General features: G+C 38.9%; 24 protein-coding genes. 9 read left to right on the top strand and 15 right to left on the bottom strand.

What is annotated here, in order from left to right; genetic code table 11:
* Nucleotides 1–17 precede the first annotated feature (17 nt).
* On the bottom strand, nucleotides 18–824 hold the full coding sequence (locus R2Q94_RS05445) for an AraC family transcriptional regulator (protein WP_316820430.1): 807 nt from the start codon (nucleotides 822–824) through the stop codon (nucleotides 18–20).
* Nucleotides 825–967: 143 nt separating this feature from the next.
* On the opposite strand from R2Q94_RS05445, the gene R2Q94_RS05440 reads away from it, so the two are divergent.
* On the top strand, nucleotides 968–1,750 hold the full coding sequence (locus R2Q94_RS05440; protein ID WP_316820429.1) for a leucyl/phenylalanyl-tRNA--protein transferase: 783 nt from the start codon (nucleotides 968–970) through the stop codon (nucleotides 1,748–1,750).
* An 80-nt stretch (nucleotides 1,751–1,830) separates the two neighbouring features.
* On the opposite strand, the gene R2Q94_RS05435 is transcribed toward R2Q94_RS05440, so the two are convergent.
* The 3 genes from R2Q94_RS05435 to arr form a co-directional block, all read right to left on the bottom strand.
* On the bottom strand, nucleotides 1,831–2,430 hold the full coding sequence (locus tag R2Q94_RS05435) for a hypothetical protein (protein WP_316820428.1): 600 nt from the start codon (nucleotides 2,428–2,430) through the stop codon (nucleotides 1,831–1,833).
* A gap of 189 nt (nucleotides 2,431–2,619) precedes the next feature.
* Nucleotides 2,620–3,294, bottom strand: coding sequence for a competence protein (locus R2Q94_RS05430; RefSeq protein ID WP_316820427.1), 675 nt, complete (start codon nucleotides 3,292–3,294; stop codon nucleotides 2,620–2,622).
* 110 nt (nucleotides 3,295–3,404) lie between these two features.
* Nucleotides 3,405–3,851 carry an NAD(+)--rifampin ADP-ribosyltransferase gene (gene arr / locus R2Q94_RS05425; RefSeq protein ID WP_316820426.1) on the bottom strand — a complete coding sequence of 149 codons (447 nt, stop codon included), beginning with the start codon at nucleotides 3,849–3,851 and terminating at the stop codon, nucleotides 3,405–3,407.
* A gap of 325 nt (nucleotides 3,852–4,176) precedes the next feature.
* Between arr and R2Q94_RS05420 the strand changes: the two genes are divergently transcribed.
* Complete coding sequence (locus R2Q94_RS05420; protein WP_316820425.1) at nucleotides 4,177–4,569, top strand: VOC family protein; 393 nt, start codon at nucleotides 4,177–4,179, stop codon at nucleotides 4,567–4,569.
* 58 nt (nucleotides 4,570–4,627) lie between these two features.
* Here the strand turns inward: R2Q94_RS05420 and R2Q94_RS05415 are convergent, their stop codons facing one another.
* Both R2Q94_RS05415 and R2Q94_RS05410 read right to left on the bottom strand, forming a co-directional pair.
* Nucleotides 4,628–5,668, bottom strand: a complete 1,041-nt coding sequence (locus R2Q94_RS05415; protein WP_316820424.1) for a linear amide C-N hydrolase — start codon at nucleotides 5,666–5,668, stop codon at nucleotides 4,628–4,630.
* Nucleotides 5,669–5,737: 69 nt separating this feature from the next.
* The gene (locus R2Q94_RS05410; protein ID WP_316820423.1) at nucleotides 5,738–7,288 is read right to left on the bottom strand and encodes a tyrosinase family protein; all 1,551 of its coding nucleotides are present in this window, start codon (nucleotides 7,286–7,288) and stop codon (nucleotides 5,738–5,740) included.
* A gap of 417 nt (nucleotides 7,289–7,705) precedes the next feature.
* Between R2Q94_RS05410 and R2Q94_RS05405 the strand changes: the two genes are divergently transcribed.
* Nucleotides 7,706–8,749, top strand: a complete 1,044-nt coding sequence (locus R2Q94_RS05405; protein WP_316820422.1) for a heme-binding protein — start codon at nucleotides 7,706–7,708, stop codon at nucleotides 8,747–8,749.
* Between the two features lie 71 nt (nucleotides 8,750–8,820).
* On the opposite strand, the gene R2Q94_RS05400 is transcribed toward R2Q94_RS05405, so the two are convergent.
* On the bottom strand, nucleotides 8,821–9,336 hold the full coding sequence (locus R2Q94_RS05400; protein WP_316820421.1) for a hypothetical protein: 516 nt from the start codon (nucleotides 9,334–9,336) through the stop codon (nucleotides 8,821–8,823).
* A 346-nt stretch (nucleotides 9,337–9,682) separates the two neighbouring features.
* Here R2Q94_RS05400 and R2Q94_RS05395 point away from each other — a divergent pair, with 346 nt between their 5' ends.
* Complete coding sequence (locus R2Q94_RS05395) at nucleotides 9,683–9,907, top strand: DUF4287 domain-containing protein (protein ID WP_316820420.1); 225 nt, start codon at nucleotides 9,683–9,685, stop codon at nucleotides 9,905–9,907.
* A gap of 130 nt (nucleotides 9,908–10,037) precedes the next feature.
* On the opposite strand, the gene R2Q94_RS05390 is transcribed toward R2Q94_RS05395, so the two are convergent.
* Nucleotides 10,038–10,721: a peptidylprolyl isomerase gene (locus R2Q94_RS05390; protein ID WP_316820419.1), complete on the bottom strand. Its 684-nt coding sequence runs from the start codon at nucleotides 10,719–10,721 to the stop codon at nucleotides 10,038–10,040.
* Nucleotides 10,722–10,724: 3 nt separating this feature from the next.
* The gene (locus R2Q94_RS05385) at nucleotides 10,725–12,056 is read right to left on the bottom strand and encodes a Gfo/Idh/MocA family oxidoreductase (RefSeq protein ID WP_316820418.1); all 1,332 of its coding nucleotides are present in this window, start codon (nucleotides 12,054–12,056) and stop codon (nucleotides 10,725–10,727) included.
* A 163-nt stretch (nucleotides 12,057–12,219) separates the two neighbouring features.
* Here R2Q94_RS05385 and R2Q94_RS05380 point away from each other — a divergent pair, with 163 nt between their 5' ends.
* The 4 genes from R2Q94_RS05380 to R2Q94_RS05365 are packed head-to-tail and all read left to right on the top strand — an operon-like array spanning nucleotide 12,220 to nucleotide 17,308.
* Nucleotides 12,220–12,900, top strand: coding sequence for a TetR/AcrR family transcriptional regulator (locus R2Q94_RS05380; protein ID WP_316820417.1), 681 nt, complete (start codon nucleotides 12,220–12,222; stop codon nucleotides 12,898–12,900).
* Nucleotides 12,897–14,558 (top strand): peptidase domain-containing ABC transporter, encoded by a 1,662-nt coding sequence (locus R2Q94_RS05375; protein WP_316820416.1) that lies wholly within the window; start codon nucleotides 12,897–12,899, stop codon nucleotides 14,556–14,558. The genes R2Q94_RS05380 and R2Q94_RS05375 overlap by 4 nt, the downstream gene beginning before the upstream one ends.
* Nucleotides 14,559–14,562: 4 nt before the next feature.
* Nucleotides 14,563–15,909, top strand: coding sequence for an HlyD family secretion protein (locus R2Q94_RS05370; RefSeq protein WP_316820415.1), 1,347 nt, complete (start codon nucleotides 14,563–14,565; stop codon nucleotides 15,907–15,909).
* Nucleotides 15,910–15,913: 4 nt separating this feature from the next.
* Nucleotides 15,914–17,308, top strand: a complete 1,395-nt coding sequence (locus R2Q94_RS05365; RefSeq protein WP_316820414.1) for a TolC family protein — start codon at nucleotides 15,914–15,916, stop codon at nucleotides 17,306–17,308.
* Here R2Q94_RS05365 and R2Q94_RS05360 read toward each other — a convergent pair whose 3' ends face one another.
* The 5 genes from R2Q94_RS05360 to R2Q94_RS05340 all read right to left on the bottom strand — a co-directional run bounded on the left by R2Q94_RS05360 (nucleotide 17,309) and on the right by R2Q94_RS05340 (nucleotide 25,406).
* On the bottom strand, nucleotides 17,309–17,731 hold the full coding sequence (locus R2Q94_RS05360) for a DUF2141 domain-containing protein (RefSeq protein WP_316820413.1): 423 nt from the start codon (nucleotides 17,729–17,731) through the stop codon (nucleotides 17,309–17,311).
* Nucleotides 17,732–17,742: 11 nt separating this feature from the next.
* On the bottom strand, nucleotides 17,743–18,765 hold the full coding sequence (locus R2Q94_RS05355) for an NAD(P)-dependent oxidoreductase (RefSeq protein WP_316820412.1): 1,023 nt from the start codon (nucleotides 18,763–18,765) through the stop codon (nucleotides 17,743–17,745).
* A 176-nt stretch (nucleotides 18,766–18,941) separates the two neighbouring features.
* The gene (gene chrA, locus R2Q94_RS05350; protein WP_316820411.1) at nucleotides 18,942–20,243 is read right to left on the bottom strand and encodes a chromate efflux transporter; all 1,302 of its coding nucleotides are present in this window, start codon (nucleotides 20,241–20,243) and stop codon (nucleotides 18,942–18,944) included.
* A gap of 389 nt (nucleotides 20,244–20,632) precedes the next feature.
* The gene (locus tag R2Q94_RS05345; protein ID WP_316820410.1) at nucleotides 20,633–24,556 is read right to left on the bottom strand and encodes a Dyp-type peroxidase; all 3,924 of its coding nucleotides are present in this window, start codon (nucleotides 24,554–24,556) and stop codon (nucleotides 20,633–20,635) included.
* Between the two features lie 130 nt (nucleotides 24,557–24,686).
* The gene (locus R2Q94_RS05340; RefSeq protein ID WP_316820409.1) at nucleotides 24,687–25,406 is read right to left on the bottom strand and encodes a carboxypeptidase-like regulatory domain-containing protein; all 720 of its coding nucleotides are present in this window, start codon (nucleotides 25,404–25,406) and stop codon (nucleotides 24,687–24,689) included.
* Nucleotides 25,407–25,833: 427 nt separating this feature from the next.
* On the opposite strand from R2Q94_RS05340, the gene R2Q94_RS05335 reads away from it, so the two are divergent.
* Nucleotides 25,834–26,154, top strand: coding sequence for a hypothetical protein (locus tag R2Q94_RS05335; protein ID WP_316820408.1), 321 nt, complete (start codon nucleotides 25,834–25,836; stop codon nucleotides 26,152–26,154).
* Between the two features lie 108 nt (nucleotides 26,155–26,262).
* On the opposite strand, the gene R2Q94_RS05330 is transcribed toward R2Q94_RS05335, so the two are convergent.
* Nucleotides 26,263–26,700, bottom strand: coding sequence for a tail fiber domain-containing protein (locus R2Q94_RS05330; protein WP_316820407.1), 438 nt, complete (start codon nucleotides 26,698–26,700; stop codon nucleotides 26,263–26,265).

The raw sequence follows: 26,700 nt of genomic DNA, 5'->3' as shown, positions 1-26,700 counted from the left end.
ACGAGATTAACATATGGCTAAATTTTAAAAAGCTGCCTAAAAAATACCGGGGTATGGCCACTAAAAGCTCTGAAACACCTAATCATGTGACTCTGATCAGCAAAACCGCAACAATGGGCAATCGTACTTAATGAATTTCCTTTGGTACTGAGTAGAGAAAATGCCCTTTCTACCTTTAACAGGCGGATATACTCTGCAATGGTACAACCGAAATACTTTGTGAATGCTCTTGATAAATGAACGGGGTGGACACCTGCTACTGCTGCAATCTCCTTAAGTGTTGGCGGACTTATGTAGTTGTCATGAAGGAACTCTCCTGCTTTGTTGACCCAAGGCGGCCTAAAACCGGATTCCTTTGAACGAGAAAACTGAGGTTGAATTGCCTCCATCACCAGGCTTTGAACTCCTAAGGAACTTAGGTCATCACCCATCTTACTTTCTCTTAAAAGCCTATAAAACAAAATTTTTGTCCTGGCACAAGTGACTTCACAGCTTCCTTCCTTTAACTCCACATCAGGGCACATTTCCTTAATCCAATGACTCTGGACTTCCAGGTGCATGCCACGAGTCTCTCCTGGAGGTTTAATATTGTAATGTGATTCCTGAACGTTATGGAACAATAGACTTCCTGCCGATAGGTTAACTTTACCTTTCTTATTACCCTCAATTACGTTTCCCGTTAATATGAAGGTGAAATAAGCATTCTCATGGTAGTGCCAGTCCACATAATCGTGGGTGTAGACAGTATCTGTTAGAATTAGTCCGCCTGTTTCCAGTTTTTGGCTCGTTAGGCCGAAGAATTCACCCGAACTCAATCTTTCCATAATTTCATTTAGAACATCAGATGATAGATTTGTTACATCTATTATGAGAGTTGGATTAAGAACCTTATTCCTGTCTTACTCCACTGAAAATAAATTAAAAATGTTAAATTTAAAGGAAGGTCATTTTTAATAAAAATATGGATATGGGATTTTTGCCAAAAGTAGTATCATCTATGATTCCTGACAGATTGAAAAGGTCTACAAAAAGGAGGCTTCAACAATTATTTTACTCTGGTTTAGTAAAGGTTTCCGGAGGTCAGGAAGAAGCTTTATACTGGTCCTGTGCACAGTCTAAAATAAGTCCGTACATGATGATACAGGGCTTTTTACAAGGTACTTTTCCAATGCCTAAAGTAAACAACAATTCCATCTTTATTTGGTATAACCCAGATCCCAGGGCAGTGATACCTGTAGCTGGCTTTAAGTTAAGGAATGATTTATTACGTTGCTTAAAAAAAGACAGGCTACAAGAATTAGATAAAAGGTTTGAAGTAAAAATTAATGCCGATTTTGAACAGACCATTATAAATTGTTCGAAACCAAGGGGCGAAAAAACAAACACATGGATATCCCCGGAATACATTCAGGTGATGTTAGAACTTCATCAATTGGGAATCGCCCATAGTGTTGAAACTTATCAGAATGGGGAGCTGGTGGGTGGGGTTTTTGGAGTAGCTTTGAATGGTTACTTTATCACCTTAAGCCTATTTAGAACTGTTGATAATGCTAGTAAAGTTGCTTTTTGTTACTTATTAAGTAAGCTTAAGGAGGATGGATTTAAGCTGCACCTTACAGGGGATTCCGATAGCTGGTTTGCTCAATTTGGGGCACTTAATGTTACAAAAAATGATTTTAGACAGGAGCTGATCTCTGCAATTACAGCACCCGTTTCCTTTACTTCCAGAGTACCATCGCCAAAGTTCTAAGAGTAAATCAGGTATATTAGGACATCGCCCCATAATGGAACAATACCCTAATATACTGAAGCTTCAAGCCAGATCAAGCATTAGCCAATTACTGCATTCTCCAGGGCAAATTCAAATCTCCCCACGTCACCAGTCATCACAATATCAGCACTTTTAAGTCCAGTTAAGGGTAGCTCTGTTTTAATATTGGATAACAATCCTGCAGACATCACTCCTCCTTCAGCCACCTGATCGGTTACACCAATCCAAAGACTTGGTTTAATCTCAAATACCGCACTATGAATATGCGTAATTCCAATTTGACGAGCCAAAACCTTATATTCCTTATAAAGGAAAGCATCCACACGACCCGTGTTTAAAAGATTATAAAGCAGGATTTCGTTGGGATTGCCCTTACTCACAGATTTGTATAGGCTATCTGAGCCCGCCGCTCTCTGTAGCATAAAAGTGTCTCCGCCCTCGGCAGGAGCATTGGGACTTTCGTAACCATCGGTATCTTTAGCTCCGATTTCCATGTTAACCGGAAAACTGAACGGGAGCTTTTCTTCTGGTCTAGCATTCTTAATTACCTTATAGGCGATGGCAGTTCCATCAGCTGATGCGGACACATTTTTTTGAAACATAACTACTGAAGCATCAGAACTATTGCTTCGATTGATAAAATTGAAGAGAATGTACATGTTATTTGAGCGATTAATTTATTCCGCAAGATATTATTTTAGTTTTAAAATGTTTAAAAAAATAGTTGCATTAAAATAATATGTAATGCTGTGTCATTGCTAAAATCGACATCATCATCACTCCTCCTTCCGCAATGACTTCCAGAAGCTGAATTTGCTACAGTGGTTTTTACAGAACCCATTCCTGGCTTAGGTAGTGCCGACCAAATATTGGGCAATAAAATCCTTTCGGGCTATCATGTGGAGGTAAGGATAATCGCCAGATAATTGCTTGCGCTGTTTCAATTGATATAAGAAATGTCCACCTATATCCACAATCAGTGGACACCTGGCCTGGTACCATACCCGATGAGGATTCTTCCAGCAAAAAGAATAGTAATGACTCGTTAGAGGGATTTTCCTCAGTTCAGGATGCAAGAAATTCAACACTTTAGTTTTACCCTTAGCCTGCAAAAAATCCACTTTTCTAATCATAGAAAGATGATCGGAATGGCAGAATTCATAACCCGAAAGCCTTGGATCATCCACATCCGGCAGGTGTTTTAAAATTCGGAAACCTTTAAATTTTTTACCATTGAGTACCCAGACCAATTTAGGGTAATAGGCTTCCCGACTTTCCAATTCCTGAATACCGATTGCTGAATTTTGAAATTCAAGGGTTGTACCACATGGCGTATATACATCGGCTCTGTGTAACTCCCCCATCACTTTGTCCTCAAAACTAACCTCACGATACGATACTGGAAAAGCCTTTTTCCAGTTACGATGCCATGGCGTTTCCCCATAAATTCTCGCCTGCAGCTGATCGCTTGGGATCAGATCAGAAGTTTGGTCATCAGGAAAAACTGAAGTATTGAATTGCATATTGCTAACCGCTAATTTTAGCAGGAACACAAATCTATACTAATGTAATTAGTAATCAAAATATATAAAGAAATTCAAAATACTGAAACTAATACAATTGCCATGCCCCTTTAGTCTTCTATCGCCTCTATACCAAGTTCTTTAAGTTTTTCAATGTGATCCTTCATTGTTTTTAATTGCTCAGGTGTATGCCCCTGCCATTCCTTCACTTCAGCAATCACACGTAGCGGATGTAAAGTTCGATACGACCTTGTTGGGTTTCCAGGAAATCTCTTATCCGTCAAATTAGGATCGTCTTCAAATGCTGCTGTCGGCTCTACAATATAAATTCTACATGCAGTATCACCTAAGGCTAATTCAGCGCCCCAAATGGCAGCATCCAAAGTGGCAGAAAGATAAACATACTTCGCTTTTTTCCTTTTTCCATAGTTTGAATTATAGCCGGGTTTAATCAGATCTCCATTTTTTAGGTCAGCCTTTGTACCGTGATAGAATTGTTCTGAAATATGATCTTTAGTTGCTACACTTGATTTGTTCTTGCTGATGTTCACTTTCATTGTAAATTATATTTCTAATTTTCAATATACTAATCATTTCATGCATCTGTAGCGCATAATTTGGAGGGACTTAGCGAATTTCAGATCTTATAATGAAGATATTAAATTCTAAAATACTCTAGTTTAAAATATCATTCCAAGTTCAGCGTTCATTAAAGAAACCTTTCCTGATCAATTTAGTTTGTAGTGCTTTGGATGCTGAATTAAAGATTTGAAAACAGATTTGGTAATCTCCAAAAATTGATGGAAATTAACTGATGGTACTGCATACAGTATATATTTTCTGCCATTTTGATATCAATTATTAAATATAAAACACTGACACATGAAAAAAGTAACGGAACTTGGCGGTATATTTTTTAAGTGCGATAACCCTCAAGACATGAACGAGTGGTATGCCAAAAACCTTGGATTGGCAACCAGTGAATACGGTACAACTTTTGAATGGCTCCAAACCGATCATCCGGGTAAAATTGGATCGACAACCTGGTGTACCTTTCCTAAGGACACTCAGTATTTCAACCCTTCCACTAAGCCATTTATGATCAATTACCGGGTGGAAGACCTTACCTTACTGGTAGAAGAACTCAAAAAAGAAAATGTGACGATTATTGATGAGATCGCAGATTCCGCATATGGAAAGTTCGTCCATATCCTTGATCCCGAAGGGAATGTGATTGAATTATGGGAACCAAAAGAGAATTCAGATGAGGAATAAAAAACAAAATCAAACCTACGTTCTTAATAACGTAGGTTTGACAAAATAACAAACAGCCTTAAATGCCCAAAAACTTGAACGGTTCTGCTGGCTTAAAATCTGAATTGGAAAGCCCATTCAAATGATTACTTTGGTTTAATGTCAATTTCATTGACCTCGCACCTTGCTTTAAGTCAAATTTGCTGAGGTCTACCCAAAAAGTTCCGGGAGTCAATACATTCTCAAAATAATAAACTTTGTTTTTTTGATCTGCTACCGATCTCCATCTTGTGGAGGAAATATTAGGCTCAGTCTCTGAGCTGATTCCAAATGGTACCGAACAGTTTCTAATTACACTAAATACACTCGCAACCGCAACTCTTGTATCATCTGTTTGTGGGATGGCGTTGATATAGTAAGATGCCCTTACAAAACGATCTGCAGCACGATTGGTCCCAGGCAACATAATAGTCCCAGGTATACCTTTCCAATAATCATTCAAGGCCAATTGTTGCCCAAATACTGGTGAGTTGGTCATCACAGTATAGGATGCATCATGATGAATCTCTAATTTTCCATTGATGTATTCAAATATTGCATTATCACCTGAAGCGTCAGAAATCGACAAATGTAGGGTGGTAAATTTTTTGGTGCCAGGAATATAGTCACTCACCACCACGAATGATTCGTCTTTTAGTGCGTTTACTGCTTCATTTACGCTAGCAAAATTATCTAACACATATTGAGCCCATGCAGAAATGGTAATGCCCTTTTTACTCCCTCCTGGTTCAAATTTTGGATAACTTGACTCTACCAGCCACAATACATTGGCTACTAATCCTTTTTCATTTAGACCATCTACTGTAGCAATATCCCAGGCACTTGAAATTACACTTCCATACTTCGAGATCCACTTTAAGGATTGTGGTCCTACTTCACCATTTCTGGAAATCCCTCTAGGGAATACCCATAAGTTCGCGGAAATATCATCTTTCCAGTCCATACTGCGAGCGGTAATCACAGTTCCATTTGGGCCTTTATATACTACGCGGGTACAAGCCATGCATTCTTTTTGTACAAAAAGAATCACTACTAAAGCAATTGAGAGAAAGTACTTCATATGGGTATAAGTTTAAAACTTAAACAACTGATCATTAGAATAGTTCCATAAATATTCGAACTTGTAGTTTTATATAGCATCTAAAACCAGAGACACTTCAATTTTAGGATTTCCAAGTACGCTAAGTGGTACGGTATCTCCGTACATTTTCTTATTGTTCGGTTCAACCCTTGCGCTAAGTAAACCACCTTTAACACTGGCCAATGGTAGCCTGAAGTCAAAATGAACTTTTGGTACCTGCATACAGTTGGAACATTTTTCCACTTCATCAGGCTGGAAGAAAACTGACTTAGCCAAGACCTCCCCATCCTTCAGTAGATAAACTTTAAAAGTTCCAGGAATTTTGGTCCTGTCCAAATCTGATATCCGCACATTGACTTCCTCATCGTTGGCCATGAATGTACGCGCCATTCCCAAAAAGAGGCTTTTTTTGCCTTTTGAAGCTGGCAAATTCAAATCAAGATCATCGTAGGAAACGTCAAAATTTGTAGCCGAATCTATAGTAAATTCTGCTGTCAGGTCATCCCTGTTCAAGTTCTGCGCCCATGGATTCATTTTCCCCAAAGCAGAATTGGTAAATACCAGGTAACTGGAGCTATTTTGATTTTTTATCGTTTTCATGAATCCCTCAACAGTCTGGGCATTGTACTTTGCCTGCCAGGCCCACCACATCCTGTCCAGATTACAATGATAAAACCAGAAAATAGGATCAAATGCAGAAAGATTCTGCTGCCCCATGGTATCTCCGGTAGCATCATGACCACTGTCATGTCCTAGTATAAAGTCCAGATTAGGTGTCCCATCCAACAAGCCATTGAAATTATCCCACCAGACTTCAGCCTGCGCATCTGCATAAGGTTGCAATACCTCATTCCTGAAATTTTCAAGAATGGTTTCTGCATCATATCGGCTGGTTTGATAGCCTGCCTTGTAGTCTGGATTAGTACTCCCGGAAGCCGTACCGATATCGACCGGCAAGGTATAAGAAGCAAATGGCGCCTCATACATCCAATCAGGCAGGAGTTCATTAAAATCCCAATAAGGTAAAGTTACGTCCTCACATCCTTCAATTGAACGCAGGGAATTTTCAAATGCCCACATCTGGACTCTATGCCAGGGCTGAAATCCTGGAACGTGGTGCTGACAGAAAGCGAGGGGCAATCCATGTATGGCGGCGTTCTGAAAATATCCGTTTAAATCAAGGGTACCTAGATTCATAATTCCGGTAAACGCTTTTTTCAGCTTTTCCAACTCTGGAGCGGTCATTGAAGTCAGGCTCTTTCTCACTCTTCCCGTTACCCGGCTAGCCGACATTTTTAATAAGTTCGTCTGCCCAACTGGAGCTTGTCCTTCAGGATAACCAGCTTCCATCCAGGAAAGAAAATTGCTTATCATTTCTTTAGACCAGGGGCTTCCAGGATCCATCGGCATACGTCCTTTGGCATCAGGCGGAAGAGATACCCTTTGATAAATGTCTGGTGCATGACTCACAACAAATGAATAACTACTGAGGTCATATCCCCTAATGCTACGCATTTTCGAAATATCCAAAGCAGTAAAGTAATTTTTAATTTCCCCATGCCATGTAGGGGCCTGGGCAATCTTTGAGAATGTCAACATGATAAGATTGTTTTTGAAAACGTTAAAAATATTTTATTGGCTTTTAATCCAATTATAGTAAACGCATCAGACAATTCCAGTTCCTCCTGGGTATTAATCGTCTAACGACAATATGAATTTAAACATAAAAAATTAATCGCAGCGCAAAAAACACTAATTTCTACCAGTTTAGCTTTTATTGTTACTCATCATCGCAAGTATGTTGTTTCTAATAAACAGAATTGATTGCCGCATGATTGATATTTTTTTTCATACATTTATATACCTCAGGTACATTAACCTAAAACGCTCATCTCATGGTAAATAAATCTCTAATAATAAATTGGATCAACTGTTTTGTATGGGTTGTAGGTTTGGTTATTTTTTAATGACCAGATCATCGGGATAGAAATAAATTCAAACCTAAACCATAATATAATGACAGAACAATTAAATCAATTCGGAATGGGCGCTAGATTCATTCCAGAAAATCAACTCGGGACCGTAGACCTCGGCCCTCTTAGGCAATTGGTAGGACAATGGGAAAGTGTGATACTGCCTCCAAGTAGCGGAACAGGTACAGGACCAACACCAAGTGGTTGGAATGTCATGTCCGTACCGGCAGAAAAAGGCTTTCTATTCGAGGTGATTCCTTACAAGGAAAATCTTAAATTCTCTGCAGTGGCAGTAGAAGCAGGAAACAGTGGTCCGGTGATCAACGGCAAACCGTTTAATCAGGAAATTACAGGCTTGTTCTATGAACAGCAAATCATCAGCGTTTGCGATAATGAATTGTGTAATAGCCGCGGTTTTGGGAATGGCAAGGTAATTCATGCAGAGACTGGCTTATTTTTATACATCACCAATTACAGTAGTGGTCTGAATATTGCCCGATTAGGAACAGTTCCCCATGGCAATGCCTTGCTGGCAATGGGTTCGTCGGATGAAACAAATGATCCCGAAATCCCTTTCATTCTTCCGGTTAGCGCTTTGGCACATAACCTGGACGGATCGGCGCCAGGAGGTTTGGGCTACAATGAAAATATTATACTTGACCCACAGTTTAAAGATTTTGATCAGGTAAACCCTAACAGTTTTTTGGAATCTACACTTCAACAAATAGTAGGATCAGGTTCAATTACACAAATAACAACAATACCAATGTCGACAAGAAATCCAGATGCCACTGGCGGAATTCTCAATATTCCCTTTATCCAAACCAACGTTACCGCAACCTCTATGGATGCTGTTTTCTGGATCGAACAAATTTCCGGGGGAACAGAGACTGAGTTATTGCAATATTCACAAACCGTCAACCTGGTATTTCCTATCGGAGGCGATGTTACACCAATTGTATGGCCGCATATCAGCGTAAGCACAATGAAAAGAATGCAGCAACCTGTTCAACAGGAAAATAGTTCCAAAGCATTTAGATCGTCACCAACACCTTCAGGTCACACTCCAGGAGTTCCACAATTATAGTTGTTAATATGCTACTTAAAGTTGTTTAAGCACACCTTTAAGTAGCATGTCTTTTAACTGGAAAATCCAAGTCAAGCCCGGTCTTTCTTTACCTTTATAAAGCTTGCCAGCGTTTGATCTATTAGATGCGCGATCCCTATAAATTGATGAGATAAACTGATGATTTCCTCCTGAAAATTCCCGGGATCAATCGGTAAGCATCCCTGCATCAGGGTTAATGGGCCAAATTTCAGGCTTACATTTTTCCATTTATACTCTTCATTCTTAAAACGCAATCTAAATGAATCCGCAAACTCCCTGCTCTTTATGGAGTATCCTCTTAAATGATTCAATTTGAGTGAATGAATATTATAGAATAGTTTCTGCTCTTTTCCTTTTGAAGGATCGATCCAGATAGAAAAGAAGATTCTGGATTCCGAAGTTAAGGGATCTGCAGATGGGTTTGCCCAGGATTTTTTATATAATTTCAAACAGATACAGTCTAAAAATACTCCAACGGCCAGATCTAGCTCATTAGCCTTCAAGCTTTTTTGATCAATAAGCTTTGCGGCCTGCTGAAATTCATATAAATAACCGGTTGCATTCATTCCTTGAATATTATGATTCTTCAGTTAAATCTACAGAATTTCTATTCATCATTTCCCATCGATTTACAGCGCAAACCACTTCAGGTAATCCGCTATTATTGAGAAAAGCTGTCTTTTCCAGGAGCTGCTCTTCAATTCAAAGACCTGCAAGCAGCCTTGCTACCTCAGAATTGATAATGGCTCTTTTTCTAGTAGTCGTAAATCCCCCCTCATAAAGTCCTGATCACACAGCACGCTGCATCAAAACCAGACTTAACTTTGAGTAATAAAACAAATCAAACTTTAAAATAATCAATTACTGAGCCTAAACATTTCTTCCACTAAATCACCTCTAAATTTAAAACTTATGTCATTTCAAGCATATCTAAAAACAATCAAAGAAAAAACCGGTAAAACTCCCGCAGATTTTAGATCCCTCGCTGAAGAGAAAAAATTCTGTCAGAATGGAACGTTGACTGTAAAAGCAACTGAAATTACCAATTGGCTGAAAAACGATTTTGATCTTGGCCATGGGCATGGTATGGCGATTTATGCCCTACTAAAAGGACTTAAAAATGAAGACAGCCTATAGGCAGATTTTTGATCACATGAACCTTAATTTGAAATTCATGTGAATTGATTTTCAAAGGAAAAACCAGTAGTCCTAAGAAATTAGCCGTATACGGATCATTTCTTAGGACTACTGTTGAGGTATCCCACAATTAAGACTTCGAAAGCTGCATTGCTTTACGAAGACTCGCTCCCTCCTTTTGAGAAAGGATTTTTGTGCTAAAAGTAATCGGCTGTAATGGCAAATCATTTTTATCCGTTGCGGATGAATTGATGGCATCAGCAACATCCATTCCCTCCACAATCTCGCCGAATATTGTGTAATCCCAATCCAGGCGAGGAATTCCACCAATGGTCTTATATATGGCTCTTTGTTCCCTGGAAAACTGCTTACCTTTTTGTTTTTCTAAGGCATCCAATTGCTCATCGCTTTGTCTTTTACCTTCAACAAGATAAATCTGGGTCAAATACGAACTATGTTCCGGATTGTCATTTCTGCCAGCCCCTAGTGCTCCTTTCTTATGAAAAAGCGTTGGAACGATTTCCGCTGGGATGCGCAGTATTGGTTTTTCAGGATGTAGCTTTTCTCTGTCAAGAATGGTTTCATCCAATTCCGCACCCTGACTTACAAAACCTTTAATCACCCGGTTAAAAGCAACATCATTGAACAATCCCTGCCTGATACTTTTCAGGAATGCATCTCTATGTTTTGGCGTTTCATCATAAAGCATTAAAGTAATATTTCCCTTATTTGTGACTAACCGTACAAATCTGGTTTGTGCAATACAGATAAACGTTAGAAAAGATAATGCAATCGTGCTAAAAAGAAATTTCATATTTTAAATTTTTGGTAGGCTGTATCCGTTGTGGTACGGAGCCATAAGGTATTTATTATTGATTTTTGAATTCGTAAATTGTTTTTTCTGAGCATCCCAACTAAGTTTTTCGCCGCTTTTATAAGCAATATTACCCATTTGAGCAATACTTGCCACATGTGCACCGGCCTGAATAGAACAATTTAGGTCTTCCTTTTTCCTTGACCTGACACTCGCAAAAAAGTTGACCATGTGCTTGTTCAGACCATTATCTGAGGCTTTCTGAAAAGGCTTACTTACTTTATTTCCACTTTGTCTTTCCTCAATCACCTCCCAACCTCCTCTGTTCAGAATCAATGTTCCGTTGTTTCCAACATAGGCAATACCATGATCTCTATTGTAGGAACCATTATCAATGCCCATCGCAGAATCCCATACCAAATTGAACTTATCGAACTCATAAAGAGTGGTTAAAGTATCCGGCGTTTCCTCATACAAATCAGGATAGGCAAAACGGCCACCTAATGCCGATATACTTTTGGGAATAGGAGAACCCATGCCCAGTAATCCATAATCCAGTAAATGCACCCCCCAGTCTGTCATCAATCCACCCGCATAATCCCAAAACCAACGAAAATTAAAATGATACCGACTTGAATTAAATGCCCGCTTTTTTGCTGGGCCCAACCATAAATCATAATCCACACCTTTTGGAACCGGAGAATCTGGAACTACAGCACCAGGTTTCATCCAGCCTTGATAACACCAGACTTTAACTGTTCTGATGTTTCCAAGCTGCCCACTTTGCACAAAATCAACTGCATCTTTGAAATGCTGCTGACTCCTTTGCCACTGCCCTGCCTGTACTACCTTATTGTATTTTTGTTGTGCATTCACCATCGTTCTACACTCTAAAATTGAGTTTCCAACAGGCTTCTCTACATAAACATCCTTACCGGCTTCACAGGCATGAACCATCATTAAAGCATGCCAATGATCGGGCGTTCCAATAATTACGGCGTCTATATCTTTATTATCCAATAGAGCACGATAATCTTTATAAGCCTTCACTTTGGAAGCATCAATATTCATTCCTTTCAACTCCGCCATTCGATTGTCGAGTACATTTTGATCCGAATCACATAAGGCCAGTAAATTTACACCTGGAACCGTTAATGCAGCTCGTAAATCTGACCATCCCATCCCATTAATTCCAATTACTCCGATATTGATCTGGTCATTTGCACCTATAGTTCGTTCATATAAAGCATATGCAGGATGATTGAGTGCAGAAAATAATACAGTACTGCCTATTGCTCCAGCACTATTGCGGATAAAATTTCTTCGGTTTAGCATCATTTGTTTGTTTAGTGGTTCCTAACGGAGGTAAATTAGTTAAAATCATTCATCGGAACAAAATATAGTTCCATTGTCATTTAAACTGAATTTACATAAAAAACAAAGTATTATTCTCCAACATAATAGTATTACTATTACATTTGCAGTAAACATATTCAAAATGGATCAATTACTCTCGACTATCAAAATTCAGGTCAACGACAAGATTTATGTTAAAGACCCTGAAACCACCACGTTAGGAAGAAAAATTATTCAGCAAAGCCTGATTATCATGGATGAAATTGGGTTTGATAATTTCACTTTTAAAAAGCTGGGAGAGTCAATCGGCTCAAATGAGAGCTCGATTTACCGCTATTTTGAAAACAAACATAAATTACTGGTCTATTTTTCTTCCTGGTATTGGAGTTGGATAGAATACAAAATGGTCTTTGCCACAGCAAATATTGTCGCCCCATTAGACCAGCTCATCAAAGCATTGGAATTGGTCACTGAAAAGATTGAGGACGACCTGAATACTCCTTATATGAATGAAGCTTTATTAAACAAAATCATTATTTCAGAATTCACAAAAACCTTTCTTACAAAAGAAGTAGATGAAGAAAACAAAGAAGGGTTCTTTTTGATTTATAAAAGAGTGATCAATAGAATGGTAGATATGGTCGTAAAAATTAATCCGGAATACCCCTACCCTAAAAGTTTAATTTCAAATATTGTAGAAGGCGCCTTACACCAACACTTTCTGAAAGACCATTTTAAAACCATTACAAATTGTGATGAAAACACCAGTCCAACAGCTTTCTATACCCACCTTGTTCAACACGTTTTAAGTCCTAAATTATGAGTCCAGCAAAAAGATTTTTCAGTCTGCTAAAACTTGACAAAAAAGATGTTTATCAAATATTTTTATACGCCATCATAGCCGGGCTTATCAGTCTCTCACTACCCCTGGGAATACAAGCGATTGTAAATTTCCTTCAAAGTGGCAGAGTCAGTGTTTCCTGGATCATCCTGGTTATAGGTGTCGTTACCGGAGTTGCTTTTGTAGGTATTTTATCCCTCATGCAACTGAGAATTACAGAAAATTTACAGCAAAAGATATTTGTGAGGTCTTCTTTTGAATTTGCCTACCGACTACCGAAGATCAAATTCGACGAGTTATACCAGGACCTTTATCCTCCTGAAATTGCCAATCGTTTTTTTGACACCCTAACCATTCAGAAAGGCGTTTCCAAATTACTATTGGATTATTCTTCTGCATTGCTTCAGATTGGTTTTGGAATCATTCTGTTGTCTCTATATCATCCCACCTTTATACTTTTTGGATTATTACTGGTGCTCATGCTATACCTGATCTTTAAGTTTTCCTACACAAAGGGATTAGACACCAGTATGAGTGAGTCCAAGTATAAATATCGGGCAGCGGAATGGCTACAGGAAATTGCCCGCAACAAACACAGCTTCAGGAAATCACTGAACTTCGATTATGCCCTACAAAAAAACAATAGCCTAACCAATAATTATCTGAATTATAGAGAAAAGCACTTTAACGTGATCAAACGTCAATATGGACAACTGATTGTCTTTAAGGTGATCATCACCGCCGGCCTACTCCTGATCGGAGGATATCTTGTATTGAGTCAAAAAATGAATATTGGGCAGTTTGTAGCTTCAGAAATTATTATTCTTTTAGTCATCAATTCGGTGGAAAAAATTGTCCTTGGGCTGGAAACATTTTATGATGTACTCACCGCTGTAGAAAAGATCGGAAAAGTAACTGATATGGACACAGAAGAAGTGTTGGAAAGTGAACGTCCGCAATTTTATGACCGCATAACCCTGGAAGCTGATCAGTTATCACTTCGCTTTCCAAATGCACAAAAAGACATGTTAAAAGACATTTCTTTGAAAATAGAACAAGGGGAAAAAATCATCCTGAACGGGAAGAATGGCGCTGGTAAAACTACGCTGATCCGAACCCTTTCCGGAATCCTGGTTCCCACAAGTGGCACCTTATTTATCAATGATGATAGTTTTCGGAAAATCGACATCAATCAATACCGAGCACAAATCGGGACTATCATTCATGGAGAAAGCCCTTTTGAAGGGAGTATTCTTGAAAACATCACTTTCAATGATCCATCAATAACGGCACAGGATCTACGTTGGGCATTAGATGCTGTGCAATTGAGTAGTTATATCAAAACGCTTCCTAATGGTATGGACACTAAAATATTTCCGGAGGGGAAACAGTTATCTTCTTCCAATGCACAGAAAATTCTGCTGGCTAGAAGTATCATCCGAAAACCTGCAATCCTGCTTTATGAAGATCCTACTGAGGGTTTAGATCCCGAGACAGCGGATGCAATTATCGACTTCATTTGTTCAAAAAATCAGGAATGGACCGTCATTGTTTCTTCTGCAAATCCAACCTGGGAATTAAAATCCAGCCGATCGATCACTATGGTAAACGGAAAAATTATCAGCGACCTAAAAAAATAAGAACATGCTCCATCTATCTGATAAAAATCATACACAGCAACACATACTGGAACGCTATAGTGCAGTAAAAAATTTAAGTAACCGACCTCACTATAAAATTCTGAACAGGGTAATTTTGGTGCTATGCATCATTGGCGTCATCGTTTTTTTTCTACCCTGGACACAGAACATATCCGGATCTGGCGCTGTAACGGCATTAAAACCAAACCAACGGCCTCAAACCATCAATACTGTTATTCCCGGAAAAATTGAAAAATGGTATGTACAGGAAGGAGACTATGTAAAAAAGGGAGATACCATCCTTTTCCTTTCGGAGGTGAAAGAAGATTATTTTGATCCAAACCTGCTTCAGAACACAAAAAACCAGGTGAATGCTAAGAAAATGGCACTGGAATCTTATGGAGGAAAAGTAAATGCGCTGAGTGCTCAGATTGTAGCTCTTGAAAACGAGAAAAATTTAAAGCACCAACAGGCAAGGAATAAAATCAAACAGTCTCTTTTGAAAATAAAGAGCGATAGCATGGATTATGAAGCCGTTAAAACACAGCTTAAAATTGCTACGACACAAGCTGATCGTTCAGTACAATTACAAAAAGAAGGATTAAAACCCTTAACTGATGTAGAGGAGAAAAGGTTAAAGTTACAGGATGCACAAGCAAAAGTGTTGACACAGGAAAACAAGTTATTGACTTCCCGGAATGAGCTGATCAATGCGAAACTGGAAGTTGACCGTTTGTCGGCAGAATATGCCGAAAAGATTTCTAAGGCTACTGGTGATAAATATACTACCATGAGCAGCCAATCTGATGCTTCAGCACAGCTGAGTAAACTGGAAAATCAATATGCCAATTACAGTATACGAAATGGTATGTATTACATCACTGCACCTCAGGACGGATACGTCAACCGTGCCTTGCAATCTGGATTGGGAGAAACAGTAAAAGAGGGAGTTCCTGTAGTGAGCATTATGCCCGCTAGTTATGAACTTGCGGTGGAAACCTTTGTCAACCCTATCGACATTGTCCTTTTAAAAAAAGGAGAAAAGATCCGGGTATGGTTTGATGGCTGGCCAACCATTGTATTCTCTGGCTGGCCGGACATGTCTTACGGTACTTTTGGGGGAAGAATTGTTGCGATCGAAAATTTCATAAGTCCCAATGGTAAATACAGGGTACTCATTGCCCCAGATAAAGAAGAAGATCCCTGGCCAAAGCAATTGAGCATAGGTTCTGGCGCAGAAACTATCGCGTTATTGGAAACCGTTCCCGTTTGGTTTGAAATCTGGAGAACATTGAACGGCTTCCCTCCTAATTACTATCAATCTGAAAAACCTGCTACTGCTAAAAAATAAAGGCATGAAAGTCAAATTACTTGTAGTCCTACTCCTTCTGATCTGTCGGCTATCAGCAAACGCACAACCACCTAAATCGGAAGTATTGAGCTTTGCTGAATTTCTCGGCTATGTGAAAAAGTATCATCCTGCTGTTCGTCAGGCAGATCTCTTGCTCAGTAAATCTGAAACGGCGCTCATGATGGCGCGCGGTGGCTTCGATCCAAAACTGGAAGTAGATTTTAACAATAAAGAGTTCAAAGGAATAGATTATTATTCGTTATTTAACAGCAGTTTCAAATTGCCAACCTGGTATGGCATTGAAGTAAAGGCGGGCTTCGACCGCAATGAAGGGAAGTACTTAAATCCGCAAAACAGAACGCCAGACCAAGGCCTAACCTCATTGGGAATTACTGTACCCCTGGCACAAGGCCTTTTAATTAATCAGCGAATGGCCGATTTACGCATTGCCAAAATCCAGGTTGAAATGAGTAAATCAGAGCGCCAGTTACAAGCAGTAAATGTACTATACGATGCATCCAATGCTTATGTAAACTGGAAAAGGGCCAATGATGAAGCCAAACTATATGCGCAATATCTATCGTTTGCTGAGCAGCGGGGCATCGCCATCAATAAACTGATTAAAGCTGGTGATAAAGCTGCAATAGATAGTGTAGAAGCCCATATCGTCATTAAAAACCGACAGTTAAATGTAGCAGAAGCACAGTTAAAACTGGCAAAATCTAAACTTGAACTCTCCAATTACCTTTGGATTGAAAACATTCCAATGGAGCTAAGAGAAAGTATCGTTCCGGAAGATAACCTGGAAGATGCCATCAAGCTGGCTCTGAATTTTCAGGAAGCACTGCAAGAAAATGGAGAATTGGATCGTCATCCCAAGCTGATGGCTATGCAACAAAAAGTAGAAATCCTCAGAATAGAGCAAAAGTTAAAACGCAATATGCTGTTACCAAAACTGGATCTGGGCTATCACTATTTATCCGAACCCAACTATTTTAATGAATTCCAGCTCGGCAATTATAAATTTGAGCTGAAATTTAGTGTTCCACTTTTCCTCAGAAAGGAAAGAGGCGCTATGAAACTGGCACAACTAAAAATTTTAGATGGTCAGCTCGACCTTAAGCTGGAACGCTTACAACTCAAAAACAAAATCACAGCACAACAGACAGAAATCAAATCTATACAGCAGCAAATTGGCATTACGACTTCATTGGTTGCCGATTATGACAAAATGTTACAATCTGAAGAAAGGCTGTTCTTAATCGGGGAAAGTTCCGTTTTTCTACTGAATTCAAGAGAAAATAGCCTGGTGAGTACAAAGCTCTCCAGAATTTCACTAGAAAACAGATTCCTGCTCTCCAATGTAGACTTGTTCAGAACCAGAGCTAACACAGAATAACTAATAAATCATTTTGATCACCAGACTCCTGCCATGCTCCTGCTTAAATTTCGTATCCTCAAATTTTGGTGCTGCTAATTTTGGGACGAAATTTTTGGAAAAAGCATAACCTTCTTTTGGAATACCCAGGAAATTGGTATTGCATTTTCCGTCACTATTTTCATCATGATAGAGTGCTACCGCATATTCCCCTTCCGGTAAATCATTAAAGGTAAACACCTCTGTTGCAGACTTCACTGCTCTGGTCATGGTTTTGTATTCCAGCCCTTTTTTAATAAAAGACGTTTCTTTATTGTATAAACTTACCTGAATATTTCCTTCCAGTTTGTTGATATTCGTTACCGTAATTTTTAACGGATTATGCTGCGCATAACTGAACTGAACAGTTAGCAAAACCAGCATCAAAAAAATATTTTTCTTCATGTTTCTTTTTATTAAAGTTCTTTAAAAAACCTCGAGGCCATTTTAGTATCCTTCGTCAGCAAAGCATTAAATGGCTCTGACTTTTTCAAAAGATGATTCTTAATAGCTTCTCTAAACACAGTAGTCAGTGTTTTTTTTATTGGAGAAACCGACTGTTGTAGCTGATCAAAATAATGATCAAGTGTATCTCTTCTAAAATGCAATAGCTCTTGTAGCTCATCCCCATCTGCATAGTATCCACAATGGAAGTTTTTTTCCGCAAACGCATGTTCTGGAAAATTCATTTTTCCCAGGCCAAAAGCTTTAAATGATCGGTTCAGAAAATCTTCATAACTTGTCCGGCACAATGCACCACCTCCGAGATTAAAAATCTTTCCGGTCAACTTTTCCCGGTCTGTAATCCCATTTACAAAAGCCCTTGCGGTATCTTTTGGTGTTAAAATTTCCATTGAGGTAGCAAGCGGCATATGAAACATGATGCCTGAAGGTTTGTGATTGTTTAAACCCATAATTGCCGCCAATCGGAAAATACAATATTCCAATCCGCTATTCCGAATCAACTGTTCAGACTCGATTTTAGTCACCGCATAATGATCCTCCGGACTCGGAGATAAAGCATCGTTTGTATGAATCCATGGCGAATTCAAACGGTCCCCATAAACTGAGATTGAAGAACTGTACATTAAGAATGTCTTAGCTGAATGTTTCTGCAATCCCAGGATCAGGTTTTTAGTTCCATTCACATTAACATCATAAGCCATCCTGGGATTTTCATCTGCTAAAGGAGGAATAATCGCTGCCAGGTGAACTACTACATCCTTTCTCTTGCAAACTTCTTCTACTTCTGCCTGACTGGTTATATTCCCATAGACCACATGAATTTGCTTTTCAAAAGGAGACAATAGTTTAACAGCTTTTTTCGTCTTTTGATCAAATACTGTAATCTCGTATTTTTCGGCCTGTAAAACCAATTGCTTTAAAACTTCAAAACCTACTGTTCCTGAAGCTCCTGTCAATAAAATTCTCTTTTTCATCTTCATATCCGCTTATTAATTTTTCAGACAAGAATTTATTTATAATTCCTATTCGTTTATAATAAAGCATTTATTATTCCAAAAAAAATATTCTCGGATTTTCGCGCAGGCCAGATGAGTCAAAAACAAAACATAAACTGCTTATTAACAGCTAAATAAAAGAAAGTCAAGAGTTTTCAATAATGCAACAGACCGAAAACCAAACTGATCCCAATAATATACAGGACATTAACTTTATACTTCTTCATCAAAAGGAAAGTAATAAAAATCCAGCCTAGCGCTACTGGATCCAGATTTTCCAGCCTGATTCCTCCAGGAAAAACAACATCTTTCCCAAGGAACAAAGTCAGGTTAAAAATAACACCTACAACCGCAGCAGTTACAAAGCCCAACACCCTGGTTATTGCTACATTTCCATGCGCTTTTTCTATGATTGGACCGCCCACAAATATGAATAAAAATGAAGGTAAAAAAGTATGAAAGGTAGTGAGCAGTAAGCCAATTATGCCCATGGACACAGAGGCATCAAAATGATGATAAGCTGCCATAAATCCAACAAATGCAACCACCATGATTAAGGGACCGGGTGTAGTTTCTGCTAAGGCAAAACCATCAATCATTTGCAGCTTCGTTAACCAATTGAGTTTGGTCACCGCATACTGGGCTACGTAAGGTAATACTGTATAAGAACCCCCAATAGTCAAAAAAGCGGTCTTAGAGAAGAATACCGATAGGTCTCTCCAGAAGGCAAAATCACTGCTCAGGTAATATAATGCGATACCTGGCGAAATCCATAACAGGAAAAAAATTAAGATTTGAAGTCCGATCGTTTTCTTTTGGGTATTTGACCCTGCGGCAATTGAATGCTGATTAAAATAGTAAGCCTTTTCATGAACTGTACTAAATTCAGCCTCTTTACCATGCTTAGGAATTAGAGGCGGGCTTAAATAATGAACTAATAACCCAATTCCGATAGCTCCAAAAATGACAAATACCATGGATACATTAAAGAAGAAAATACAGGAAAAAGCAAGTATGGCAAAAGCTACATGGTAAGGTGTGTGAAGCGCCTTTTTTCCAATACCAAGTAAAGCCAGCATAATAATCGCGATCACTGCAGGTTTAAAGCCATTAAACATGGCAAACATCCAGGCTTGGTTTCCAAAAAAAACATAAAAAATGCTCAATAGCAACAGAATAAACATAGAAGGCAGGAAAAAGAGTATTCCTGCGATCAGTCCTCCCTTTTTCCCATGGAGTTGCCAGCCCATATAAATAGCCAGTTGTTGTGCTTCCGGCCCAGGTAATAACATACAAAGGTTCAGCGCATGAAAAAACCGGCTGTTACTGACCCATTTTTTGCGATCTACCAGGTAATTATGCATGATATTGATGTGCCCAACGGTACCACCAAAACTAATCCAACCCAATTTAAACCAAAATTTTAATGCATCCCTGAATGAAGGTTTTTCTGTCATATTCGTTTTTCTCTGTTCAAAGCAATAGCCCTTCTCCTTTTAGAGATTTAAAGCAATTGTCATAAATTCAGAAGATTAAAAGAATCAAACTGAACCGCTGCATTCCGGAATTAACGGTAGTTTTAACTCAATATTTCTTGTTGCTGAGCTAAAATTAGACAAAAACAATGGCTTATGAAAAGTATTCGAATGCTATTTTTTTCAACCGTTTTAAGGCCACAACAAAGCCCACAGCAGCATCAAAAGCAGCAAGACCACCCTGTGTAAGCAAAAAAACAAAAACAACACTTAGAAGGGCTAAAAACAAGTAAAACTCCTAAAACTGAGCCTAAATGAAAAACACCTCCAGAATCTTTGAATTCCGAAGGCGTTGTATCCGTTATTGACTATTACTTTGCCATCTTATTGTGGTAAGGACATCCCGCAATTGCATTTTCCTCCTCTTCAATGGCGACAGGTATAGAAACAGGTCTTCTACGGTGCTGGTCTTGTACCAGCGGGAACACCGATGTAAAGAAGTTAGACCAGCCACCAGTTCTCACCCTAAGCAGATTGTATTGCTCAGGTGAACTTACTGCTTTTTCAAAAGTCTCAGGATTGGCAACGGTAATTGTTAAAATATTAGAGGATTTACCTTCTGCAAACTGCTTCATTACACGGACAATCATATCTGCCGGAAAATCTTCATCAATATTATAATCAGTTGGTGCACCGTCGGTCATCATTTCAGCTCCTTTACCTTTAAATCCTGCTAATGACTTTTCAAAACCCGCATGCTGTGGTTCAATTGGCAAGTCCGCCGGACTTGGCATTGCACTTAAATCCCCTGCAACTGTAGTCCCCAGTCGCCGGCCATCTGCACTGGCACCATTCCAGGCGCCCATTTCCACATGGTTTTCAAAAGTACCTACGCCCGGTTGGATCTGAAGTCCGAAAGGATATTCTTCTGTACCGTATTTCTGCGCCAAATCTTTCAATCTATTGTACATTTGTGGCAAAGGATCTGTGAAAGTTTTCACTGAAATCTCTGCAATCCCTTCAACAATCGTATTTCCAAAAGCATCAATATCCTTATGTCCCCTGCCATACCGTGGTAATGAAAGTGCAATATCTCTTAAACGTTTAAAACGATCCGAACGCCCGGCAATACGTGATTCACCTGCAAGGTTACTGATGAAAGGCTCTGTCATTTTATATCCCCAATCACAACATAAACACTCTAATAATTCTGGTAGAGTGGTGACTGCATTTTTATCATCAAACACCATCATTTTAATAGCATACAGGGAATTGATCGTAGAGCTTAAGGCAATATAGCAGGGACCATAAATACTATATTTTGTACCACCACTATAAAAATCCTGACCTTTGGCGAGACAATCATCCATCAGCACATTTAATATTGGCGATGGACAGAATTTGGTATTTGCTCCATACCCCATTAATTGTCCATTGAATGCTTTACGATTCAATAGCTCAAAATGCTGAAAGTAAATATCCAGTAACTCCTTAAAATTCTTAATCTGATCTGCAGGTTTAGAATTCAGGGAAACCGTTTGGCCAAACAGGTAGGATTGTCCCGCAGAAGAATAGGTTCTGCCTTGGTTTAAGGCACATTCCAAAGGTTGTAAAGTAGAAAAACCACCTAAAGAAAACCAGTTTTCCCCTGGAAATTGCGGCTCATAACAGCCATCACAGGCATAATTTTGTGCCGATTCCATCGTCACAGCAGGATTCCAATTTTTGTTTTCCTTAATCAGATCCCCTCCTACACCATCGCCACTTTGGTAAAGACCTTCAATTATTTTTTCATCATTTAATAGAATCGGATGCGCGCCACCAGCCAATATTGCATGTGCCGCCGCTTCCAGTAATTCCTCCGGGATATCCTTTCTGGTCCGTAAAGACAGACAAGGTGCATTTAGAGGCAACCGTCCTGACGCATGAATAAACAGCATCGTTAACTTATTATATGCAGGTTTTGTATCTTTAAAATCAACTGTTCCATCCGCAACAGTACCTCCTACAGTAATCTGTTGAATCCATTGCCCAAGCGATGCGCCTTGTGGGTAAGGTCCAGAGCTGCCCCCCATAGCCAGGTTTCCAAATGGCTGATGATCCTCCATAAAGATTCGGTTCTGTTGTACTTTTTCATCTAATTTGATGTAGAAAGCATCAATAATTTCCTGCGCTTCTTCCAAAGAAATCACATCATTTTCAAAGAAAGGCAATAACAGTTGGTCCATCCTTCCGATTGCTGTTGGCTCTCCATTTAAATGCAGGCAACTGTGTAGCGTAAATATAAACTGTACAGCTTCCACAAATGTATCTGGTTTTTCTTCAGACAATTTGTCCATGCGTTGAGCAATCTCTTCCAGATTTTGTTTTTCCCATGCTTGTCCTGCGGTCATTTTTGTCGCGGTTGCTCTGGCCAGATTTGCATAATTCTGGAAATATTCAGAAATTCCCTGTAGTGATAGGTACGCAGAACGATACAGTTCTTTCTTCACTGTCGTTGCTGCACTCTTTTCGTAATCCAACACCTCCGCTTTCATTTGCCCCAAACCTTTTTGCAGTGCTTTTTCAAAATGAGGAATCACGTGTCCTACACCAGAAGCTTCAGAAAGGTTATTTAAAAATCCATCCATACGCTCAATGTCCGACAGATATTTCATAACATAACGGCCTTCTCCTAAAGACAAGTTTGGCATGGCACCTACAATAATTTCCTCCGGTGAAACTCTAAAAGTATCAGAACCGTATATGGTTTCCCCCTCGTCCTGACGGAAAGAAGAATAAGGAATTAAAGTTCCATCTTTCAATCTTATCTTACGCCCCCTAAATCCATAGGAAGGGTCACTGAATAAATGTAAACTGAGTCGGACAGCCCAACCTTTTCTGATCATGATTGACTCCTTCATGATGTCGGCAGGTTTATCTGTACCCTGATATTTAGCGATATAATGAGTAAGATCTTCTTTAATCTCCTCCTGTTTACGATTAAAATACCAATTGTCCTGCCACAGGGAAAAAATATTCTCCAATAAGCTCAGGATTCTGTTTGATGGTGCATTAAAAAACTTATTTTCACGACCAATGCCTGTAGACATGGTAAAAAGGTAGTTCTGATGGCTGTAATACATGAGCCCATTTTTCGAGGCATCCTGATAATGACGATCCAACCTTTTCCAGTCCACTCCAGGAAATACCAGCCAGTTCCCTTGTTCTACCTGACTAAAATCATTGGAATAATCTTCCAGTAAATTCAATTTCAAATCTTCTACACTTGGAATATAAAATAAACCACCCAGATTCGATTTCAAATGATTGAACAACCGATCATTCATAAATCCTTTATCGGCTCCAATCTGATTACTCATGATATTTTCAAGGATACTGGCTTCTTTAGAAAAACCAGCAAAATAAATACCTTCTTCATCAGAAACCGTCACCGATTTAGGTGCGCGAAATCCATTTTTTGATTGTTTAGCTCTTCCAAAAGGCAAGCCTAAACGCAAAATTGGCGTTGAATTTCCATTTTCATCCTGTAACCTGGCCGATTTAATGTGACTACCCGAATCCCTGTCTGGAATAATCGTATCGTCTGTTTTACGTCCGATCAGGTCTTCAATCTGATCTTCTGTTAACATATTGATCTGGTTCCAATTGATCACAAAACGTTGTGCCAATACAAATGAACCACCAAAGTGTGCCATATCTTCCCCACCAATCAGGGTATGTTTAGCGATGGTGATCGGATCAGAAGGATTGTTTAAGTTTTCAGAAAAACGGCAACCAAGCACTTTCCCATTGTGCCCGCCTTTTTCATTTGATTTGGAAGCAGCTGGCTGCGCAACAACATTTTTGGTATCGTCTTTTAATGCGCTTTCGATTAATTCGAGCACCAGTTCACAAGGATGTTCGAAATCACTTTTGATGTGAAACCAAATGTCACCATGGGCATTGCTAAAAACACCTTTGGAGGCATCAAATACTTTAGAAGTAAAGGGGTCATTTTCTTCAGGAAAATTCAATTGCATTCCTTTGGGCAAGTCAGTTCCATCCTTTGCACAGATGTCTGCCCAGTTTTTAAACGAAACTCCTAATACCACCGTGGTATTTTTATTTGCCAGCGCGTCATTGCTGGTGATCTCGTCCCGGATCGTTGCCATCAGAAGTGCCAGTTGCTTTTTGTCGACCGGCTTTCTTAGCCAAAAAGTAGCGAAAATAGCATAAGGTGATGGATAAACCAGTCCACGCTGGCAGTGTTTCCAGACTTCATCTAATCTTTCATCGAAGTTTAGTGTTTTCATAATTGAGAGTTTTAGGGATGTTAATTACAACGATTACCTATTACAGGAAAATTCGTATTTAAAAATAATTAAAATTCTCTCCACAATAAACACAAGAAAGGATTTATTCAGTAAAAACAGGTAGTTTTACCTATGGGTTTCCAGGCATTAAGGAAGGTAATCTTCTTTCTGCTTCCGGGAGTTCTTTAAATTGTTTATACGCATCCAGGAGATATAGTTTAAACTGATCATGATCCATCCGCTCCAGCTCCTTTAAAGTTGGGCGATACCTGACCATAAAAGCGTCCAGCTCATACTTTTCTAAAGGGCAAATTGCCCTGACTACGGTATTATTGAATCGTTTATCTATTTCCTTTTCTATCCACTCAATTTTCATTTTACGTTTAAATTTCCTGGCCGACTTCCCTTCGTAGCTGAAATACTTCCAGGGACTAAAACTCAATGGCTTATTTACACTCATATTAAAAGCTTTTCCCTTGCCATAAACTCTGATGTATTCTTCCCGGGGATCAAAAGCTATTCCTTTAATTTCTACCATATTTAAATTAACCAGGCTACTTCTGAGGTATCGTTTCAGTGGCTTTAAGTTGATGATCAACACAGTATCAGGGTGGTATCCAGCTTGAATAAAAACGAGCACATGATTTACTGCAGCCTGAATCTTGAACTCGCCTCTTTTATTCGTTAGTGTTTTCTGCTGATTGTTAATGTTAATTATTTCAACGTATTCCAATAATTCTCTGTTCTGCAGATCTGCAACTGTCCCCTGAATTTCCTGGGCAAACAAAGTACTATTCAGTAAAAGGTACGTTATTAAAAACACAAGAGCATTTCGTAATATCGATTTCATCTTTAATTCCACTGACCAGAAGTTTTATCGAGAAACACCATCAAGTCTAAATTCTTTGAAATCGACAGATTAACACAGCATCTGTCATTGAAAAATCTATTGCGATTCGCATTCAGTGTGATAACTGCTCTGATCAACTGGTTTAAACTATTGAGGATTGGATGCTTCCGCACTTGGGGGAACGATTGAAAAGGCATTCCCATCGAAAATCGATGAGCTAGAACTTTTGTAATTCTAAATGAATTCATGTGATAGCGATTATTTTACTTAAAGCTATGATTCATTCTCATTCAATGATTTGTTTTAACTTAATTTAACAATTTATACAGGCAACTTGGTGGGTAGATGAATAAACAGCACATATAAAAAGCTGGCTGTGTAAAGGAATTTTATAATATTCCACAAAACTGGTATATTCGTGGCAATTATGGGTTACGCAAAAGAAAGAGGAAAGCTGGAGAAGCTATCAGGAAAAATTGTTGGTCTGGATGTTTATAATGAGAAGAACTTCGCTATTCTCGTTGACTGCCATGAAAACTACTCGCATACCATCAGGATTCTGAAAAACAAAGAATCTGAATTGTTTATGGAGCTATATACCAATGAACTACAGGAAGTAAAAGACGCCAGAAAAGCGGTTAAGGAAAGTGAAACTGATGATGCTCGTCAGGCTAACTTTTTACAATATAGAGATACCCTTGTACGGGTGATGGACAAAACCATTGAGGTGACAAAACAAACGAATTAATTGCTGTTACAGCAGAACAAACAAGCCTCAGAGAAATCTGGGGCTTATTTGTGATACAAAAAAAGCCATCAATTAAAGATGGCTCCCTTTGCATCACTAAGTGTGATCTTATTTTGACTTCTCTTTTAAAAGATTCAACTCTTTCTTCAACAATTCAATCTCTGCCTGCTGTTCTTTAATAGCAGCTACCAATACCGGAATCAGACTTTCCGTCTGCACTTCACTGTATTTAACTACTTTGGAATCGTTTTTTCCAGCATTGTATTGCTTAGAGACTTCAGATACCATTTCCGGAAATTCAGGGAGCACATTACTCACCAGGAAACCGTATTGAGCACCGGTAGGAAGCGCCAGGTAATTGAACTTTTTAGTATCATACTGAAAGGTAACTGGCTCTAAATTATTCAATTGTTGTGTAGAATTAGAAATCTTATCGACATTCACTTTCAGTTCTTTTTCATTTATTTTTTGTGCATTTGCAGTCAATGCACTGGCTGCGAAAACTAACCCACAAATAGCTGTTTTCATTAACATTTGATGTTTCAT

The organism is Pedobacter gandavensis (assembly GCF_032678465.1).
GTDB lineage: Bacteria > Bacteroidota > Bacteroidia > Sphingobacteriales > Sphingobacteriaceae > Pedobacter > Pedobacter gandavensis_B.
The sequence above is the reverse complement of the archived record's forward strand: the minus strand, read 5'-3'. Positions and strand labels throughout refer to the sequence as shown.

What these genes read in the sequence shown, in the direction of transcription:
- chrA (WP_316820411.1), bottom strand. Translation starts at nt 20,243, where the DNA reads ATGACAGAAAAACCTTCATTCAGGGATGCATTAAAATTTTGGTTTAAA.
- R2Q94_RS05375 (WP_316820416.1), top strand. Translation starts at nt 12,897, where the DNA reads ATGAGTCCAGCAAAAAGATTTTTCAGTCTGCTAAAACTTGACAAAAAA.
- R2Q94_RS05330 (WP_316820407.1), bottom strand. Translation starts at nt 26,700, where the DNA reads ATGAAACATCAAATGTTAATGAAAACAGCTATTTGTGGGTTAGTTTTC.
- R2Q94_RS05390 (WP_316820419.1), bottom strand. Translation starts at nt 10,721, where the DNA reads ATGAAATTTCTTTTTAGCACGATTGCATTATCTTTTCTAACGTTTATC.
- R2Q94_RS05430 (WP_316820427.1), bottom strand. Translation starts at nt 3,294, where the DNA reads ATGCAATTCAATACTTCAGTTTTTCCTGATGACCAAACTTCTGATCTG.
- R2Q94_RS05365 (WP_316820414.1), top strand. Translation starts at nt 15,914, where the DNA reads ATGAAAGTCAAATTACTTGTAGTCCTACTCCTTCTGATCTGTCGGCTA.
- R2Q94_RS05410 (WP_316820423.1), bottom strand. Translation starts at nt 7,288, where the DNA reads ATGTTGACATTCTCAAAGATTGCCCAGGCCCCTACATGGCATGGGGAA.
- R2Q94_RS05370 (WP_316820415.1), top strand. Translation starts at nt 14,563, where the DNA reads ATGCTCCATCTATCTGATAAAAATCATACACAGCAACACATACTGGAA.
- R2Q94_RS05400 (WP_316820421.1), bottom strand. Translation starts at nt 9,336, where the DNA reads ATGAATGCAACCGGTTATTTATATGAATTTCAGCAGGCCGCAAAGCTT.
- R2Q94_RS05345 (WP_316820410.1), bottom strand. Translation starts at nt 24,556, where the DNA reads ATGAAAACACTAAACTTCGATGAAAGATTAGATGAAGTCTGGAAACAC.
- R2Q94_RS05335 (WP_316820408.1), top strand. Translation starts at nt 25,834, where the DNA reads ATGGGTTACGCAAAAGAAAGAGGAAAGCTGGAGAAGCTATCAGGAAAA.
- R2Q94_RS05385 (WP_316820418.1), bottom strand. Translation starts at nt 12,056, where the DNA reads ATGCTAAACCGAAGAAATTTTATCCGCAATAGTGCTGGAGCAATAGGC.
- R2Q94_RS05340 (WP_316820409.1), bottom strand. Translation starts at nt 25,406, where the DNA reads ATGAAATCGATATTACGAAATGCTCTTGTGTTTTTAATAACGTACCTT.
- R2Q94_RS05440 (WP_316820429.1), top strand. Translation starts at nt 968, where the DNA reads ATGGGATTTTTGCCAAAAGTAGTATCATCTATGATTCCTGACAGATTG.
- arr (WP_316820426.1), bottom strand. Translation starts at nt 3,851, where the DNA reads ATGAAAGTGAACATCAGCAAGAACAAATCAAGTGTAGCAACTAAAGAT.
- R2Q94_RS05355 (WP_316820412.1), bottom strand. Translation starts at nt 18,765, where the DNA reads ATGAAAAAGAGAATTTTATTGACAGGAGCTTCAGGAACAGTAGGTTTT.
- R2Q94_RS05420 (WP_316820425.1), top strand. Translation starts at nt 4,177, where the DNA reads ATGAAAAAAGTAACGGAACTTGGCGGTATATTTTTTAAGTGCGATAAC.
- R2Q94_RS05445 (WP_316820430.1), bottom strand. Translation starts at nt 824, where the DNA reads ATGGAAAGATTGAGTTCGGGTGAATTCTTCGGCCTAACGAGCCAAAAA.
- R2Q94_RS05405 (WP_316820422.1), top strand. Translation starts at nt 7,706, where the DNA reads ATGACAGAACAATTAAATCAATTCGGAATGGGCGCTAGATTCATTCCA.
- R2Q94_RS05435 (WP_316820428.1), bottom strand. Translation starts at nt 2,430, where the DNA reads ATGTACATTCTCTTCAATTTTATCAATCGAAGCAATAGTTCTGATGCT.
- R2Q94_RS05360 (WP_316820413.1), bottom strand. Translation starts at nt 17,731, where the DNA reads ATGAAGAAAAATATTTTTTTGATGCTGGTTTTGCTAACTGTTCAGTTC.
- R2Q94_RS05395 (WP_316820420.1), top strand. Translation starts at nt 9,683, where the DNA reads ATGTCATTTCAAGCATATCTAAAAACAATCAAAGAAAAAACCGGTAAA.
- R2Q94_RS05380 (WP_316820417.1), top strand. Translation starts at nt 12,220, where the DNA reads ATGGATCAATTACTCTCGACTATCAAAATTCAGGTCAACGACAAGATT.
- R2Q94_RS05415 (WP_316820424.1), bottom strand. Translation starts at nt 5,668, where the DNA reads ATGAAGTACTTTCTCTCAATTGCTTTAGTAGTGATTCTTTTTGTACAA.